The sequence below is a fragment of the Mycobacterium sp. ENV421 genome (assembly GCF_002887815.1).
In the GTDB taxonomy this organism is placed as follows: domain Bacteria; phylum Actinomycetota; class Actinomycetes; order Mycobacteriales; family Mycobacteriaceae; genus Mycobacterium.
This window is the reverse complement of sequence record NZ_PDHO01000001.1, coordinates 23,624-39,681: the sequence shown is the minus strand read 5'-3', so window position 1 is coordinate 39,681 and position 16,058 is coordinate 23,624. Positions and strand designations below refer to the sequence as shown.

General features: G+C 66.5%; 13 protein-coding genes. 6 read left to right on the top strand and 7 right to left on the bottom strand.

The annotated features are described in order from the left end of the window. Nucleotides 1–3 precede the first annotated feature (3 nt). Both CRM90_RS00175 and CRM90_RS00170 read left to right on the top strand, forming a co-directional pair. Nucleotides 4–1,209, top strand: coding sequence for an acyl-CoA dehydrogenase family protein (locus tag CRM90_RS00175; RefSeq protein ID WP_102805019.1), 1,206 nt, complete (start codon nucleotides 4–6; stop codon nucleotides 1,207–1,209). A 1-nt stretch (nucleotide 1,210) separates the two neighbouring features. Further along, nucleotides 1,211–2,671 carry an aldehyde dehydrogenase family protein gene (locus CRM90_RS00170; RefSeq protein ID WP_102805018.1) on the top strand — a complete coding sequence of 487 codons (1,461 nt, stop codon included), beginning with the start codon at nucleotides 1,211–1,213 and terminating at the stop codon, nucleotides 2,669–2,671. A 66-nt stretch (nucleotides 2,672–2,737) separates the two neighbouring features. Here the strand turns inward: CRM90_RS00170 and CRM90_RS00165 are convergent, their stop codons facing one another. Beyond that, nucleotides 2,738–3,796 carry a zinc-dependent dehydrogenase gene (locus CRM90_RS00165; protein WP_102805017.1) on the bottom strand — a complete coding sequence of 353 codons (1,059 nt, stop codon included), beginning with the start codon at nucleotides 3,794–3,796 and terminating at the stop codon, nucleotides 2,738–2,740. A 248-nt stretch (nucleotides 3,797–4,044) separates the two neighbouring features. Between CRM90_RS00165 and CRM90_RS00160 the strand changes: the two genes are divergently transcribed. Then, a complete protein-coding gene (locus CRM90_RS00160; protein WP_233209121.1) occupies nucleotides 4,045–5,961 on the top strand; it encodes a PTS mannitol transporter subunit IICBA in 1,917 nt (638 codons plus the stop codon). Between the two features lie 10 nt (nucleotides 5,962–5,971). Continuing rightward, nucleotides 5,972–6,730 (top strand): DeoR/GlpR family DNA-binding transcription regulator, encoded by a 759-nt coding sequence (locus tag CRM90_RS00155; RefSeq protein ID WP_102805016.1) that lies wholly within the window; start codon nucleotides 5,972–5,974, stop codon nucleotides 6,728–6,730. Between the two features lie 13 nt (nucleotides 6,731–6,743). On the opposite strand, the gene CRM90_RS00150 is transcribed toward CRM90_RS00155, so the two are convergent. Continuing rightward, a complete protein-coding gene (locus tag CRM90_RS00150) occupies nucleotides 6,744–7,076 on the bottom strand; it encodes a hypothetical protein (RefSeq protein ID WP_102805015.1) in 333 nt (110 codons plus the stop codon). 197 nt (nucleotides 7,077–7,273) lie between these two features. Between CRM90_RS00150 and CRM90_RS00145 the strand changes: the two genes are divergently transcribed. After that, nucleotides 7,274–8,137 (top strand): alpha/beta fold hydrolase, encoded by an 864-nt coding sequence (locus tag CRM90_RS00145; protein ID WP_102805014.1) that lies wholly within the window; start codon nucleotides 7,274–7,276, stop codon nucleotides 8,135–8,137. A gap of 4 nt (nucleotides 8,138–8,141) precedes the next feature. Here CRM90_RS00145 and CRM90_RS00140 read toward each other — a convergent pair whose 3' ends face one another. Beyond that, complete coding sequence (locus CRM90_RS00140) at nucleotides 8,142–9,104, bottom strand: helix-turn-helix transcriptional regulator (RefSeq protein ID WP_102805013.1); 963 nt, start codon at nucleotides 9,102–9,104, stop codon at nucleotides 8,142–8,144. Nucleotides 9,105–9,298: 194 nt separating this feature from the next. Between CRM90_RS00140 and CRM90_RS00135 the strand changes: the two genes are divergently transcribed. Continuing rightward, the gene (locus CRM90_RS00135) at nucleotides 9,299–10,504 is read left to right on the top strand and encodes a TetR/AcrR family transcriptional regulator (protein ID WP_102805012.1); all 1,206 of its coding nucleotides are present in this window, start codon (nucleotides 9,299–9,301) and stop codon (nucleotides 10,502–10,504) included. A gap of 17 nt (nucleotides 10,505–10,521) precedes the next feature. On the opposite strand, the gene CRM90_RS00130 is transcribed toward CRM90_RS00135, so the two are convergent. From CRM90_RS00130 to CRM90_RS00115, 4 genes are read right to left on the bottom strand one after another with little or no spacing between them, the layout of a single operon-like run. Further along, nucleotides 10,522–11,292, bottom strand: a complete 771-nt coding sequence (locus tag CRM90_RS00130) for an SDR family oxidoreductase (RefSeq protein WP_102805011.1) — start codon at nucleotides 11,290–11,292, stop codon at nucleotides 10,522–10,524. Between the two features lie 38 nt (nucleotides 11,293–11,330). Beyond that, complete coding sequence (locus CRM90_RS00125) at nucleotides 11,331–12,431, bottom strand: 3,4-dihydroxy-2-butanone-4-phosphate synthase (RefSeq protein ID WP_102805010.1); 1,101 nt, start codon at nucleotides 12,429–12,431, stop codon at nucleotides 11,331–11,333. 13 nt (nucleotides 12,432–12,444) lie between these two features. Then, nucleotides 12,445–13,500 (bottom strand): alpha/beta fold hydrolase, encoded by a 1,056-nt coding sequence (locus CRM90_RS00120; RefSeq protein ID WP_102805009.1) that lies wholly within the window; start codon nucleotides 13,498–13,500, stop codon nucleotides 12,445–12,447. Nucleotides 13,501–13,513: 13 nt separating this feature from the next. Continuing rightward, complete coding sequence (locus CRM90_RS00115) at nucleotides 13,514–16,051, bottom strand: FAD-binding oxidoreductase (protein ID WP_102805008.1); 2,538 nt, start codon at nucleotides 16,049–16,051, stop codon at nucleotides 13,514–13,516. Between the last annotated feature and the right edge of the window lie 7 nt (nucleotides 16,052–16,058).

Genomic DNA, 16,058 nt, shown 5'->3' with positions numbered 1-16,058 from the left:
CCCATGAGCACCACCACGGCTCCGGCCAAGAAAGACACCTACACCCCGCTGGAGCTGTTCGCGACCGACCGGTTGCTCGACTCCGACGAGCGCGACATCGCGGCCACCGTCCGCAAGTTCGTCGACACCAGGCTTCGGCCGAATGTCGAGGACTGGTTCGAATCCGGCACCCTGCCAAAAGAACTCGGCAAAGAGTTCGGCGGCATGGGCTTGTTGGGCATGCACCTGCAGGGCTACGGCTGCGCGGGGACCAATGCGGTCAGCTACGGCTTGGCGTGCATGGAGCTCGAGGCCGGTGACAGCGGGTTCCGCAGCTTCGTGTCGGTCCAGGGCTCGCTGTCGATGTTCTCGATCTACCGGTACGGCTCCGAGGAACAGAAGAACGAGTGGCTGCCCCGCCTGGCGACCGGCGAGGCGATCGGGTGCTTCGGGCTGACCGAGCCGGACTTCGGTTCCAACCCGGCCGGGATGCGCACCAAGGCGAGGCGCTCCGGGGCAGGAAAAGACGCGGATTGGGTACTCGACGGCACCAAGATGTGGATCACCAACGGCAATCTCGCCGATGTGGCCACGGTGTGGGCACAAACCGACGACGGTATTCGCGGCTTCCTGGTACCGACCGACACACCCGGGTTCACCGCCAACGTCATTCACAAGAAGTTGTCATTGCGGGCCTCGGTCACCTCGGAGCTGGTGCTGGACAACGTCCGGCTGCCGGCATCGGCACAGCTGCCGGAGGCCACCGGCCTGGGTGCGCCGCTGTCGTGCCTCAACGAGGCTCGGTTCGGGATCGTGTTCGGCGCGCTGGGAGCGGCCCGGGACAGCCTGGAGACCGCGATCGCCTATGCACGCGAGCGTGAGGTCTTCGACCGACCGCTGGCGAGTTTCCAGCTGTCGCAGGAGAAATTGGCCAACATGACCCTCGAGTTGGGCAAAGGCATGCTGCTGGCCGTCCACCTCGGCCGGATGAAAGATGCCGAGGGCGCCCGCCCCGAGCAGATCAGCCTCGGCAAGCTCAACAACGTCCGCGAGGCGCTGGCCATTGCGCGAGAATGCCGAACCCTGTTGGGCGGCAGCGGGATCACGCTCGAGTACTCGCCGCTGCGGCATGCGAACAACCTCGAGTCCGTGCTCACCTATGAGGGCACCTCCGAGATGCATCTGCTGTCGATCGGACGTGCACTGACCGGCCAGGCTGCGTTCCGCTGAGGTGACCGACGCGACCGAACTGCGGCATCTGATCGCCGGAGAATGGCAGGCCGGCCACGGCGACGCCATCAGCAGTGTCAACCCGACGCGGCCGAGTGCGGTTGTCGCCGAAGGACATTGCGCAACAGCAGCCGATGTCGACAGTGCCGTCGGCGCGGCAGGTGAGGCGCTGACGGGCTGGGCCCGCACACCCATCCATCAGCGCGGAGCCATCCTGGCGGCGGCGGCCGCCGTCGTCGAGCGCAACGCCGAGGCATGGGGTCTCGAGCTGGCGACCGAGGAGGGCAAGACCAAGGCCGAGGGCATCGGTGAGGTTCGCCGGGCTGCCCAGATCCTGCGCTACTACGGCAACGAAGGCGACCGCCAGTCCGGCGAGATCTTCGCCTCACCGCGAGCGGGTGAGCAGATTCTCGTGACCCGCAAGCCGGTCGGCGTCGTCGCCGTCATCACGCCGTTCAACTTCCCCATCGCAATTCCCGCCTGGAAGATCGCTCCGGCGTTGGTCTATGGCAACACCGTGGTCTGGAAGCCGGCGACCACCGTCCCGCTGCTGGCGGTCCGGCTCGCGGAGGCGCTGACATCGGCCGGCCTTCCGCCGGGTGTGCTCAATCTGGTGATCGGCGAGTCCGCGATCGGTGCGGCACTGGTCGAACGCCCGGACCTCGCCGCGATCAGCTTCACCGGCTCGACCGCGGTGGGCCGCCGCATCGCCGCCTCAGCCGCGGCCCGGGGCGTGCCGGTCCAGGCCGAGATGGGCGGAAAGAACGCGGCCGTGGTCCTCGACGACGCGGACATCGCGCTCGCCCTGGACCAGGTGATGCTGGGCGCATTCCGCTCCACCGGCCAAAAATGCACGGCCACATCACGATTGATCATCACCGAGGCAATTGCCGACCGCTTCCTCGACGAGCTCGCGACCCGGGTCGAGGCGCTGGTGGTCGGTGACCCGACGGATGACGCGACGCAGATGGGTCCGGTGATCACCGGTACTGCGCAGCGGAATATCTACGGGGGCCTGGGCACCGCGATGAACCAAGGCGTCGAAGTGCTGGCCGGCGGCGAGCCCTACTTCAAAGGCCTGCTGGCGGAGGGCTTTTTCGTCGCACCCACGCTGGTGGAGTTGACGGCGCAGGCCGACATCTGGTCCGAGGAGTTGTTCGGCCCGGTGCTGGCGGCGCGGCGCGCCACGGATGCCGACGAGGCATTCGCATTGGCCAATGACAGCGAATTCGGGTTGTCTGCAGCTGTTTTCACCCAGGACCTGACCCGCGCGCTGCACGCTGTCGAGCACATCGACGTCGGCGTGCTGCACATCAACTCGGAATCCGCGGGGGCGGATCCGCATGTGCCGTTCGGCGGGGCGAAGAAGAGCGGGCTCGGCCCCAAAGAGCAGGGCACCGCGGCCCGCGAGTTCTTCACCCACACCACCACGGTGTATCTGCGTGGGGGCGCTCCAGATTGAGTGAGTACTGAGGTCGGCGATTCAGCCGATATATGACACCTCAGTACTCACTCGACGCACACTGCCTTACGGCTCGACGGTGACCTTGATGGCCTCGCCGCTTTTGACGATGTCGAACGCGTCGAGCACGTTGTCCAGCGAAATATGGCGGGTGATCAGGTCCTTGACGGGGACCTGCCCGGTGGAGATGTATTCCAGCGCACGTTTGTTGTGCTCGGGCGCCGAGCCGTTCGCGCCGTGGATGTGCAGCTGGCGGTAGTGCACGACGTTGGAGTCGCAGGTGATGGTCGGATTGGTCTTGGGTAGGCCACCGAAGAAGGAGATGCGCCCGTTGCGCGCCGCCATCGCGATCGCCTGCTCCTGCGTGATGTTGGCGGCTGTCGCGGTGATGATCACGTCAGCACCCCGGCCGCCGGTCAGCTCCATGACCTTGGCGACGACGTCGACGTCGGCGGCGTTGATGACCTCATCGGGATGGACGGCGTCAGCCGACATCGCGAGGCGGCTGTCGTTGACGTCGACGAGATACACCGGTCCGCACTCGTGCACGCCGCGGGCGATACGGATGTGCATGCAGCCGATCGGGCCCGCACCGAAGACGACGACGGTGTCGCCCTCCTCGATGCCCAACAGTTCCTGGGCGTTGATGGCGCAGGCGAAGGGCTCGGCGGCGGACGCCTCGTCGAAGCCGACGTTGTCGGGAATCCGGTTCAGTCCGTCGACGGCGAGGACCTGCTTGGGCACGATCATGTATTCGGCGAAGCCGCCGTCGTACTGGTAGCCGACCGACGTCTGGTTCTGGCACACCGCCATCCAGCCCTTGCGACATTCGTGGCAATGCCCGCACGGCACCGCGGCGATGACCTGCACCCGGTCACCGATCTGCCAGCCGCTGCCGTAGGTCTGGTTGACCTTGGCCCCGACCTCGACGACCTCGCCGGCGATCTCGTGGCCGATCGTCCGCGGCGGGGTCAGGTTCTGGTGGCCGTTGTGGAAGATCTTGACGTCGGTGCCGCACGTGGAGCAGTTGCGGACCCGGATCTTGACCTCATCAGGCCCGCAGGTGGGCTCCGGGACGTCCTCCAGCCGGACATCCTCCGGTGCGTAGAAGCGCAGGGCTTTCATGGGCGATCGTCCTTCCTCTCGCGTGAGCTGACCCACACTCTAGCGGCATTCCGGGCACAAAACCACAGTCATTTCTGCCCGTTTGTGACCGGATGCTTGCATTGATGCCCACATGTGGGTTTTACTGGTCAATAGATGTGATCGGCATCACCCCAAGAATCGGAGGCACCGAGTTGTCCACCACCGAGACAAAACCCCGGACCGGGGCACGGGTCCATGTTCAGAAGCTGGGCACGTCGCTGTCGAACATGGTCATGCCCAATATCGGCGCCTTCATCGCCTGGGGCCTGATCACCGCACTGTTCATCAAGGCCGGATGGCTGACCGGGATCTTCCCGGGACTGCGTGACCCGGGCGGTTGGGTGGCCAAGATCGGCGGCTGGGGTGACTTCGCCGACGGCGGCATCGTCGCGCCGATGATCACCTACCTGCTGCCGATCCTGATCGGAGCCACCGGCGGCCGGATGGTGTACGGAATCCGCGGCGGCGTTGTCGGCGCGATCGCGACCATGGGCGTGATCGCCGGCACGGACATCCCGATGTTCCTCGGCGCGATGCTGATGGGACCGCTCGGCGGTTGGGTGATGAAGAAGGTCGACGCCATCTGGGACGGCAAGGTCCGCCCCGGCTTCGAGATGCTCATCGACAACTTCTCGGCCGGCATCGTCGGGCTGATCCTGGCCACCTTCGGGTTCTTCGGTATCGGTCCGATCGTGTCGGGCTTCAGCCACGGCGCGGGCCGGGTGGTCGATTTCCTGGTCGCCCACGACCTGTTGCCGCTGACGTCGATCTTCATCGAGCCGGCCAAGGTGCTGTTCCTCAACAACGCGATCAACCACGGGGTGCTCACGCCGCTGGGTACCACCCAGGCGCTACAAACCGGTAAGTCAGTGTTGTTCCTCCTGGAGGCCAACCCCGGACCCGGGCTGGGGATCCTGCTGGCGTTCATGGCATTCGGTCGAGGTGCCGCCAAAGCGTCGGCACCGGGCGCGGCGATCATCCAGTTCTTCGGCGGCATCCACGAGATCTACTTCCCGTACGTCCTGATGAAGCCGAAGCTGATCGCGGCCACCATCCTGGGCGGCATGACCGGCATCTTCATCAATGTTCTCTTCGGATCCGGCCTGCGCGCACCGGCGGCGCCCGGTTCGATCATCGCCGTCTACGCCCAGACCGCCTCGGGCAGCTTCCTCGGCGTCACGCTCTCGGTATTGGGCGCCGCCGCAGTGTCATTCGCCGTCGCCGCGCTGCTGCTGAGGACCGACCGTTCCGACGACGACGGAGACCTGGCCGCCGCGACCGCGGGCATGGAGACCCTCAAAGGCAAGAAGTCCAGTGTGTCCTCGGCGCTGGTGGGGTCCGCCGGGGCCGCACTTGCCGGCTCCGCCGACGGGGAACCAATCACCAGCATCGTCTTCGCCTGCGATGCCGGCATGGGATCGTCCGCGATGGGAGCCTCGGTGCTGCGCAAGAAGATTCAGGGCGCCGGTTTCACCGACGTGAAGGTGACCAATCAGGCGATCTCGAATCTCACAGACGACTACGGGCTGGTGGTGACCCATCAGGACCTCACCGATCGAGCCCGCCAGAAGACACCGTCGGCCACCCATGTCTCGGTCGACAACTTCATGAACGCCCCGCAGTACGACGAGATCGTGGACTTGCTCGGCTCGGCCAACGGCGCAAGCGCCGGCGCTCCGGCCGTGGCGGAATCCGCCGCCGAGGCGCCGGGCGACGACGTGCTGGCCGTCGAGTCGATCGTGCTGGCCGGCACCGCCACCACGCGGGACGGCGCGATCAGCGAGGCAGGCCGGTTGCTGGTGGCATGCGGCGCGGTTGAACCGTCCTATGTGCACGCGATGCACGAGCGGGAGGGCTCGGTGTCGACCTACATGGGCAACGGCCTGGCGATCCCGCACGGCACCAACGAGGCCAAGGACGCCATCCGGCGCACCGGGATCTCGTTCGTGCGCTACGCCCAACCGATCGACTGGAACGGCAAGCCTGCCGAGTTCGTCGTCGGCATCGCCGGTGCCGGCAAGGACCATATGGCGCTGTTGACCAAGATCGCCGGGGTGTTCCTCAACAACGACGAGGTGGCCCGACTCAGGGAGGCCACGACTGCCGCCGAGGTCCGGGCGGTCCTCGGCGGCGCAGGCGGGTGAGAATACCCAGGTGGATTCGGACACCCGCCAAGCCCGCATAGTCGAGTTCGCCCGCACCAGGGGGCGAGTCGAGGTGGCGGCACTGGCCGAGGAACTCGACGTCGCGGCCGAGACCATTCGCCGCGACCTGAAGGTGCTCGCCGGTCGCCGGATCCTCAAACGCGTGCATGGCGGCGCCATACCGCTGGAGACCGCGGCATTCGAATCGACCGTCGAATACCGCAGCCAGGTGGACCTCGCCGAGAAGCACCGGATCGCCGGGGCGGCCACCGAGCTGTTGCACGGAGCCGAAACGGTGTACCTGGACGAAGGTTTCACTCCCCGGCTGATTGCCGAACGGCTGGCCGATCAGGAGCTGACGGTGGTGACCTCGTCACTGCTGGCCGCGGAGCCGCTGGCACACAGTGAGTCGGTGACGGTCCTGCTGCTCGGCGGCCGGATGCGCGGCCGCACGCTGGCGACGGTGGACCATTGGGCCACCGACATGCTCGGCAGCCTGGTGATCGACGTCGCTTACCTTGGCACGAACGGCATTTCGCCCGAGCATGGCCTCACCACGCCCGACCCGGCCGTCGCCGCGGTGAAGCACATGGCAGTCAAGGTCGCCCGGCGCCGGGTTCTGGTGGCCGCGCACACGAAGTTCGGTGTCAGCAGCTTCTGCCGGTTCGCCGAGGTGGCCGATTTCGACGCGATCGTGACCGGCACGGAGCTGCCCGCCGCCGACGCCCGCCGATATGAGGCGATGGGGCCCACGGTCCTGCGGACCTGACTCGACCGCGAGGTTATGCCTCACCGCCGAGTTCATTCTGGCTCCGCTCGGCATCGGCCTGGTCCGGTGTCATCTCAGACTGGTCCAGCCACCGCTGCACATCGCCGCCAAGACGGTCGGCGGCGAGGTTCGCAAAGTCCAGAGCGAGCACCGCCATGGCCGCCAGCACCTGCATTGCCCGCCCACTGCGGTGAATCTCGGTCATCAGTTCGCCCAGTGAGTGGTTGTCGTCATCGCACAAGGCGGACAGGTACCGCCGGGCGTCGGCGAACTCTCGGTCGACGTGCCCGACCCGGCTGCGGAAATCGTCTACCGAAGGCAGCCCGTCGGGCGGTTCGATGCTCATGCGCGTGCCTTCCGGTGGTAGGTCGGCCGGCGATCCCCCGGTCACCACGCCCCGCTGCTATTGGCGAAACCCTAACCGCTGAACTGCGCCGGCCGGGGCCGTTCAACCAGGAAGGCGTCACCGTGGCCGCGGCTGACTCGACGGCGGAGCCTTGGTTACGGTACCGTAGGTTACTAGTGGGTAACTTAGGAGGTGCCATGACTGAGCTCAAGTACGTGCGGCTGCACGGCGAACTCGTCGCGTATCGGGACAGCGGGGATGGCCCCACCCTGGTGATGCTGCACGGGATCGGCAGCAGTTCACGCACGTGGCGCGCGGTCACACCCCGGTTGTCCGAACATTTCCGGGTGGTGGCACCGGACCTGCTCGGTCACGGCGAGTCCGCGAAGCCCCGGACCGACTACTCGCTGGGCGCTTTCGCGGTGTGGTTGCGAAACTTCCTCGACGAGTTGGAGATTCCTCGGGCGACGATCGTGGGGCACTCCCTCGGCGGGGGCATCGGCATGCAGTTCGTGCACCAGCATCCCGAGTACTGTGAACGGTTGGCGCTGATCGCCAGTGGTGGACTCGGGGCCGAAGTGGGCCTGAGTCTGCGGCTGCTCGCGTCGCCGGCCGCCGAACTCATCGCACCATTGATCGCACCGAAATCGGTTGTCGCTGTTGGCAATCGGCTACTAAGGCGATTGGACTCGGTTCGACCACCACAGATGGCGACGACCGAGACATGGGAAGCCTATGCCTCGCTGTCGGACCGTCCCACCCGCCAGGCATTTCTGCGTACCCTGCGCTCGGTGGTCGACTACCGCGGACAGGCTGTCAGTGCTCGGTCACGGTTGGACGTCACCCACGGGCTGCCGGTTTCCCTGCTGTGGGGCGAGCAGGACCCGATCATTCCCGTCGCGCACGCGCGGGCCGCGCACGACGCGCTCCCCGGGAGCCGGCTGCTGATCCTCCCCGGCGTCGGGCACACCCCGCAGTTGGAAGCGCCTGCAGCCGTTGCTGATTCGCTCGAGGCGTTCGTCAACTCGACGGCACCGTGGACTCCGATGGCGACAACGTGACGCCCTAGTCGCACGGCCCGCGCCGGGTCAGCCGGTGATACAGCGCGGCGGCCTCGGTTCTGTTGGCGGCACCCAATTTCCGTAGAATGCGCTTGACATGCACCTTCACCGTGTTCTCCGTCAGGAACAGGGTGGTGGCTATCTGCGCGTTCGTCTTGCCCAGGGCGATGCTGCGCAACACATCCCACTCGCGCGGCGACAGCCGTTCGGTGGCACGCTCGGCGCGCGGCAACGGCGACACCGCGGCCAACCGTGGTGGGGGCTGCTGGGCCGATGAGCCGACCGGACCATCGTCGCCGGCCCGATCCCCCAAGGATGCCGATGCCTGGTTGATCACTTTCAACCTGTCGGCGAGTTGCGCTCGCTCGATGGCGAGACCCAGACCGCCGGCGTACAGGCCGAGCAGGTCGCGGTCGATCTCCTGGACACTGCGGGCCGGGTAGCGGTCGGCATGGAGCATGGCCACCGGAGCGCCCCACGCGTGGACCGGCGCCGCCACGTAATCGGTGGTCCGGGTGAACTTCACGATCTTGCGGAATACCCGGGGATGGGATTGCGCATCGCACACCAGGATTGGGGCGCCGCTGAGCAGCATCTCGGATTCCAGCAGTTGACCGGCCAATCGCTGAGAGTGTGCGGTTCCGAATGCCAGGAGCTGCTCGGCGAAATCGGCATCATCAGCGGTGTAGGCGTTGTGCGTCACCCAGATTCCGTGGTCGATCCTGGAGAACAGGACGCGGGTGAAGCCGATTCGCGCGGCCGCCTCGGCCGCCAACCCGAGTAGTTCGTTCATCGACGACGCCAGAACCAGTTGACTGACGGCATCCTGCACGCCGGCGACGAGACCGCCGGAGTCGGGCTCCTGCACGGCACTTCGCGTCCGCGCGGTGCCGCCCACCACCGCAGGCAGACGGCCCAGCGAAGTCCCGCCAGATGTCTTCACCGCGGTGTCGAGACGACCGATCACCTCCGCGAGCGTACGCGGGAAGATAATTTATGTCTATAGCTGATAACAGTTGTATCCGCGTTTCCGTAGTCGAATCAGCCACGCAATAGGGCTATTTCTCGGATGAATGTACTTGTTTGTTACGTTCCACAACCGGCGCCGAGTCCATCTGGGAGGATGTTCCAATCCGGCCGGAAGGAAGGAACACTCCAGCGATGCAGCCAACCGTCCCGGCCGTCAGGCGCAGGCCGAAGGACCGTAAGAAGCAGATCCTCGATCAGGCCGCCCGACTGTTCATCGACCGCGGGTTTCACTCGGTGAAACTGGAGGAGATCGCGGAGGCCGCCGGCGTGACGGCTCGCGCTCTGTACCGCCATTACGACAACAAACAGGCGTTGCTCACCGCGGTGATCCTCAACGCGCAGGACGAATACCAGAGTTTTCGCAATCCCGAGGGGCGTACGCCCGAGGCGACCGCCCGCCCGCTCCATGACGAGTTGCCCGACCTGATCGCGGCGGCCGTCGAGACCCGAGCGCTGACCGTGCTGTGGCAACGCGAGGCCCGGTATCTCACCGACGGCGACCGCGCCGAAGTTCGGCAACGGATCAACGCCATCGTGGCGGGCATGCAGGCCGGTGTGCGCCTGGAGGTGCCCGACCTGAGCCCCCCGCATGCCGAACTGCGCGCGTGGGCGGTATCCAGCACCCTGACAAGCCTTGGGCGACATAGCCTCAGCCTGCCCGGCACTGAGCTGAGGGGGCTGTTGTACCGGGCGTGCATGGCAGCTGCGCGTGCCGCACCGGTCGGTGCGCTCACACCGATCGAGGGACCGGCGAGCCGGGAGTTGGCCGCGTTCTCGCGGTATGAGACGCTGCTGGCCGCAGGTGCGCAGTTGTTCCGTGCCCGTGGATATCCCGCGGTGAGCACCGCCGACATCGGTAAGACCGTCGGAATCGCCGGGCCCGGCCTGTACCGTTCCTTCTCCTCCAAGCAAGCCATCCTCGACACCCTGGTGCGCCGGCTCGACGAATGGTCCGCCCTGGAGTGCATCCGGGTGCTACGCACCAATAATCCTGCAGCGCAACGGCTTGACCAGCTCGTGGCCGGTCGGGTACGGATCAGCCTGGACGATCCCGACCTGGTGTCGGTTTCGATCACCGAACTGTCCTCGGCCTCCGAGGAGGTTCGCGACAGTGTCGTCAGGAACCAGGCTGACCGCGACGGGCTCTGGATCGACCTCATTCGCACGCTGGTCCCGCAGACCACCGTCGCGCAGGCCCGGCTACTGGTCGCGGCCGCGGTCAGCTTCATCGACGATGTCTCGCGGACCTGGCATCTCACCCGCAGGACCGACGTCGCGCAGGAGATGACGGCGATCGCGTTGGCAATCCTGACCAGCCAGGCCGACGCTTCCGAGTAGTCCGGCGAGAAGCCCGATCACCACAGTGCCGCGAGGGTTCCGCCGTCAGCGACCTGTGCCGTCCCGTTGATCATCGATGCGTCGTCGGAGAGCAGGAAGGCGACGATTCCCGCCATCTCGTCAGGTCCGGCCATCCGGCCCTGCAGGCGGCCGATCATCGTGTCGGCCCCGCCTTCTCCGAGCGCCTCGTCGAACATCGTCATCGCGGTCTGCTGCATCGGGGTGTCGACGAACGCCGGCAACAACGCATTGGATCGCACGTTGGCCGTGCGGAGTTCGGCTGCGGTGATCCTGCTGAGGTGGATTATCCCCGCCTTGGACATCCCGTAGGCCGCGGTGCCCGCGGCCGCGACCTGGCCGCCGAGTGAGGACATGTTGACGATGGCACCACCCCCGCGCTCGACCATTCGGGGTGCGGCGTGCTTGGTGCACAGCCAGGCGCCGCGCAGGTTGACTCCGATCACCCGGTCGAAGTCGGCGACATCGGTGTCCAGCAGCGGGGCGAAATGCACGACACCGGCGTTCGCGACCAGTTTGTCGACGCCGCCGAACGCTGCGACGCACGCCTCGACCATCCCGGCCACCTGCGGCTCGTCGCTCACGTCGACCTGGCGCCCGATGGCATCGCCGCCGATCTCGGCGGCCGCGGACTTCGCGGTGTCGGCGTTGATGTCCGCACACAGGACACGGCACCCTTCGGCGGCCAGCCGTCGGGCGATGGCCAAGCCGATGCCGGCACCCGCCCCGGTCACGATCGCGGACTTGCCGGCCAGATCGGGATGCGTCATCGCCTCTCCTCTGCGAAACCGTTGGGTGCGAGCATGTGTCAGCCTGCCACCGGCCACACCGTCGCGGACGGTTCCACGTACAGACCGTGTTCCCGGACGGCACCGAACATGAGCAGTCCCAGCTCCGGTGCGTCGTCGGACAACCGGACGGTGTACACCCCGAGGTCGCGCAGAATCCATGCGACGGTCTCGGACAGCAGATCCGGTGTGGTCGTGCCGGACAGCAGACCGCAGGCGCGGGCGGCCGGGGGGCGCAGGTAGATGATCATGCCCGTGCCACGGGCCCGCATCGCGGTGACCGCATGGGCGAGTTCCGCACCGCAACCGCAAGCCAGCGAACCGAACACGTCACCCCCGAGGCATTCGAGGTGGATGTGCACCGGCATCGGCGCGTCCGCGCCGGGATTGCCGGCGATCACCGCAAGGTGCTCGGATCCTTCTCGGGGGTCGCGGTAGCCGACCACCGTGAAAGCGCCCGACCCGGTCGGCAGCGTGGTCTCCGCCGAACGCACGACCTGCGGCTCGGTGCGACGCCGGTACGTCGCCAGCTCCGCCACCGAGATCAAGGGCAGGCCATGCCGGGCCGCGAACGACACCAGCTCGGGACGGTCCGCCATGCCCGCCGGGTTTCGTTGCGACACAATCTCACACAACCCGCCCGCCGGCCGTCGCATACCGAGCCGGGCCAGGTCGACTGCCGCCTCGGCTGCACCCGCGGACCGGCCGAGCACGCCGTGCCGCCCGGCCTGCACCGGCACCACATGTCCGGGCCTGCGGAAGTCCGAGACAGTGGCGTCGGCGTCGGCGAGGGCGGCGATGGTGCGGGCCCGATCGATCGCCGAGATTCCGGTGCCGGTTTCGCGGAAGTCCACTGTCACCCGCTGAGCGGCGATACCCACTGACTCATCGTCTCGATGGCACACCGGCGGCAGGTTGAGTCGCTCACAGTCCGCAGCGGGCAGGGCGATCCGGATGTAACCGGAGGTGTGCCGGACCGTGAACGTGAGCAGTTGTGCGGTGGCGGCATCCGCGGCGAACACCAGATAACCCTGGTCTTCCGAGTCGTCGATCACGATGGCGGGACGACCGGTGGCCACGGCGGCGATGGCGCGCCGCACCCGTCCGTATGCGGTCTTCATCGTCGTGACACCACTAGCTCAGTCCGCCAAGGAAATCGAGCAGCAGGCGATTGGTCTCCTTGGGCTGCTCCTGTTGGATCCAATGCCCCACGCCGTCCACCATGTGGGTGCCGCAGTAGTTCGGCATCACCTCGTGCGCACGTTCAGCCGCCTCGGCACCCCAGGTGGTGCCGACGTCGTACTGGCCGCCGATGAAGAGTGCGGGCGGGGTCAGCGGGGTGCCCTCGTACTCGGCGAGGTCGTGCCAGTCGTTGTCGATGTTGTGATAGAAGCTCAGCGGGCCGCCGAGTCCGGATCGCTCGAATTCGCCGGTGTAGAAGTCGAGATCAGCGTCGGTGAACCACTCCGGCATGGTCTCGGGGTAGACGAATGCGTCTTTGAGCCGCGCACCGTGCGGCATGCACAGCGGGCCGGACCGGATCACTTCGATCGGATCCATCGCGGCGAGGTCCACCCCGGCCGCCTCGGCGGCCTGCGTGGCGGCGGCCATCGCATCGCCGGACACCGTATAGGTCAGACCGAGCAGCCACGTTCGCAGATCCTCTTCGACCTCGGCGATGATGCCGTCCTGCTCGGCGAAGTAGTCCTGGTACCAGACCTTTCCCGGGCCGGCCAGTTCCAGGTGGTAGTCGTTGGGCCGGTGCTCGCCGAACGGGCTGCCGGGCAACCCGATCACTCCTCGCCCGGCGAACGGCACGCTGATCCCGACCACACCGCGACACCGCCCGGGGTGCAGCCAGGCGAACGTCCAGGCGACCGGCGCACCCCAGTCATGGCCGATGACCACAGCCTGGTTCTCACCGTAGGCGTCGATCACGCCGAGAATGTCACCGACCAGTTCCTTGATCCGATACGCGGTCTGCACACGATATTTCGAGGACTGGCCGTAGCCCCGCTGGTCGATGGCCACCACCCGGTACCCCGCCTCGGCGAGCACCGGGATCTGGTGGCGCCACGAGTACCAGGACTCGGGGAAGCCGTGGACCAACACCACCAACGGCCCTTCGCCCTCCTCCACGGCGTGGATCCGGGTGCCACGGCAGTTGAGCATCCGATGGGTCTGCGACATCACGACCTCTTCTCTAATGGGACCGGGTGGCAGCCAAACCGATTGATACTTCCTCGGTTCGGATCAGGTCTTCGACGGACGGAATGGTGCGGTTCTCGTAGGTGCGCGCGATGAGGGTCTTCTGCCCGGAGAGTCTGGTCCTGGCCCATTTGCCGACCACGCGGCCGGCCACCTTCGGTGTCATCAGTGCCGCAGCGGGTTTGACCAGATGCACGACGGCCAGGAACTCGTTGTAGGTCTCCGGGTCGTCGTGCACCAACTCCATCACCCGGTCCATGTACCAGGTCAGGGCGCCGAAGTAGAACGGTCGCTTCTTGTCGGCGTCCTTGAGCCAGTCGAACCGCAGGTTCTGTTCCCGGATCACGAACCAGGCGGTGTCGGCCAACTTGGCGATCGCGCGAAAGTAGCGCCGCGGCAGATCCGGGTCGGTGGGCCCGTACTTCGCCAGCAGCAGCTGCATCTCCCGGACTTCCTTGAGCGCCAGGGTCATCCCGAGCCCGGATACCGGGTCGGCACTGGTGTAGGCGTCACCGACGACCACCAGTGCCCGGGGCAGGTTGCGCTTCTTCTCGTAGTGCAGCCGCAGCATGTTGGGGTAGCGGAAGTTGTAGATCGGCGAGGCCGGCTCGAGGCCGTCGATGTTCTCCCCGATCACCGCCGAGGGCATCCGGTTGGCGAACTCCCGAAACTCCTGTGCCGTACGGGGCGGCGAGTAGCAGTTGTAGGCCACCAGCGAGGTGGACAGGATGGTGCGTGAGCTGTCGGTGTAGTACTGCGCGGCGTAGGTGTCCTCGTAGGGACGGTACGCGTAACAGATGACCATCACCTTGTCGTCCCACTGCCGCTCCGGCGGCACGTGGTGGAACATGGTGGAGTAGAAGCAGTTGATGATGTCCTGCTCGACCTCCGGCGCCCCGATGCCGATGCGGTCCAGGAACTCCGGAAACCGGGTGTTCTTCCCCGATGCGTCGACCACGAATTCGGCTGGAATGACTCCGAGTTCGTCACCGTCACCGGCGACTGCGACACCGATCACGGTGTCATCGGCACGCTCGTAGACCAGGTCGGCCACTTCGGATTCATAGCGGAAGCTGATCCGCGGTTCGTCATCGAGGCGGCGCCGAACACACCACTCCAGCAGAGGTCGTGCGGCACAGACGATCTGGATCGGCCCGGTGCCCGGTTTCTTCCAGGTTCCGCCGAGCCGGATGCGGTACTGGGCGGCCATGTCGACGTCGAACGCGCCCTCGCGGACCATGTCGTCGATGATTCCGGGGAAGAACCGCTCCAGTTCGATACGGCCCGCGGTGAGCAGATGGTGCAGGTGCCAGCCCTGCGCCGCGCCGGGCCTGCCGTCGCGGCGGGTGTGCGGAGCATCTTTTTCCAGAACGATGACCTTGTCGAAGGTCTCACTGAGCACCTTGGCCGCCGCGATTCCCGCGATGCTCCCGCCGACCACCACCGCGGTACCCCGCCCGCGGCGTCGCACATCGGCCAGATCGACCGTGGCGTAATCCAGCCGGGGTGCTGATCGCCGGCGTGCGGCACCGCTGGCCACGAACTTCTCGTAGTACAGCCCGGTGCCGTGGATACCGTTGTCGTCAAGCCATTTCCGGGTGTCGGTGATCATCCCGGCCGGACCGCACAGATAGACGTCGGCGTTACCGCCGTCGAACATTCGCGCCTCGAGCAGATCGGTGACCCGGCCCACCGGTCCATCCCACCGGGTACTGGTACGCGAGACGACGGTGTGGACCGCCAGCCCGGGCAACCGACGCTTCAGTGCCTCGAGCTCGTCGAGCTTGCAGAGATCGTCGACGTCGCTGACGCCGTACAGCAGATGGACGGTCCCGCGGTGATCGTCCTTCAGACTCTGCGCCATCGCGAGGATCGCCGACAGTCCGGTGCCGCCGGCCACCAGGACCACCGTGCGCGCAGTCGGTCGCAGGTAGAAGCCGCCCTTGCTGCACCGCATGGCAATTCGATCACCGGGCTTGGCCTTGTCGCGCAGATAATCCGACATCACGCCCTGAGGTAGCAGCCGGACGATGAACTCCACCTCGGTGCGTCCGTCGGCGGGATGCGCATAGGAGTAGTTGCGCCACACCGTGCTCCCGGGCACCTGCAGCTGGGCGAACTGCCCGGGCAGATAAACCAGCGGTCCGAGTCCGGAGACGTCGACGCGCAGCAGCGCCGTCGTCGGCGACACGTGCTCCACGGCCGTCACCACACCGGTACCGGTGACCAGCCGCGCGGCGTTGTCATCGGCGGGATACTGCACGCTGATCACGCAGTCTGATTTCGCGAACGTCTGACAGGTCAAGACCTTGCGGGCGTCGCGTTCGACTTCGGAAAGCCCTTCGGTGCGCCCCATCTCGTAATCGCCTGCGACACAGGTGGCCACGCAGGTCCCGCAGATCCCGCTTTGGCATTCGTTGACGATCGCGATGCCGTGCTCCTCGGCCGCCTCCAGAATCGACTGGTCCTGTTGCACCGCCATCGTCTTGCACGTTCCGTCCGAATATCGCACGGTGATCTCGGGCATCTGCATGTCTTTC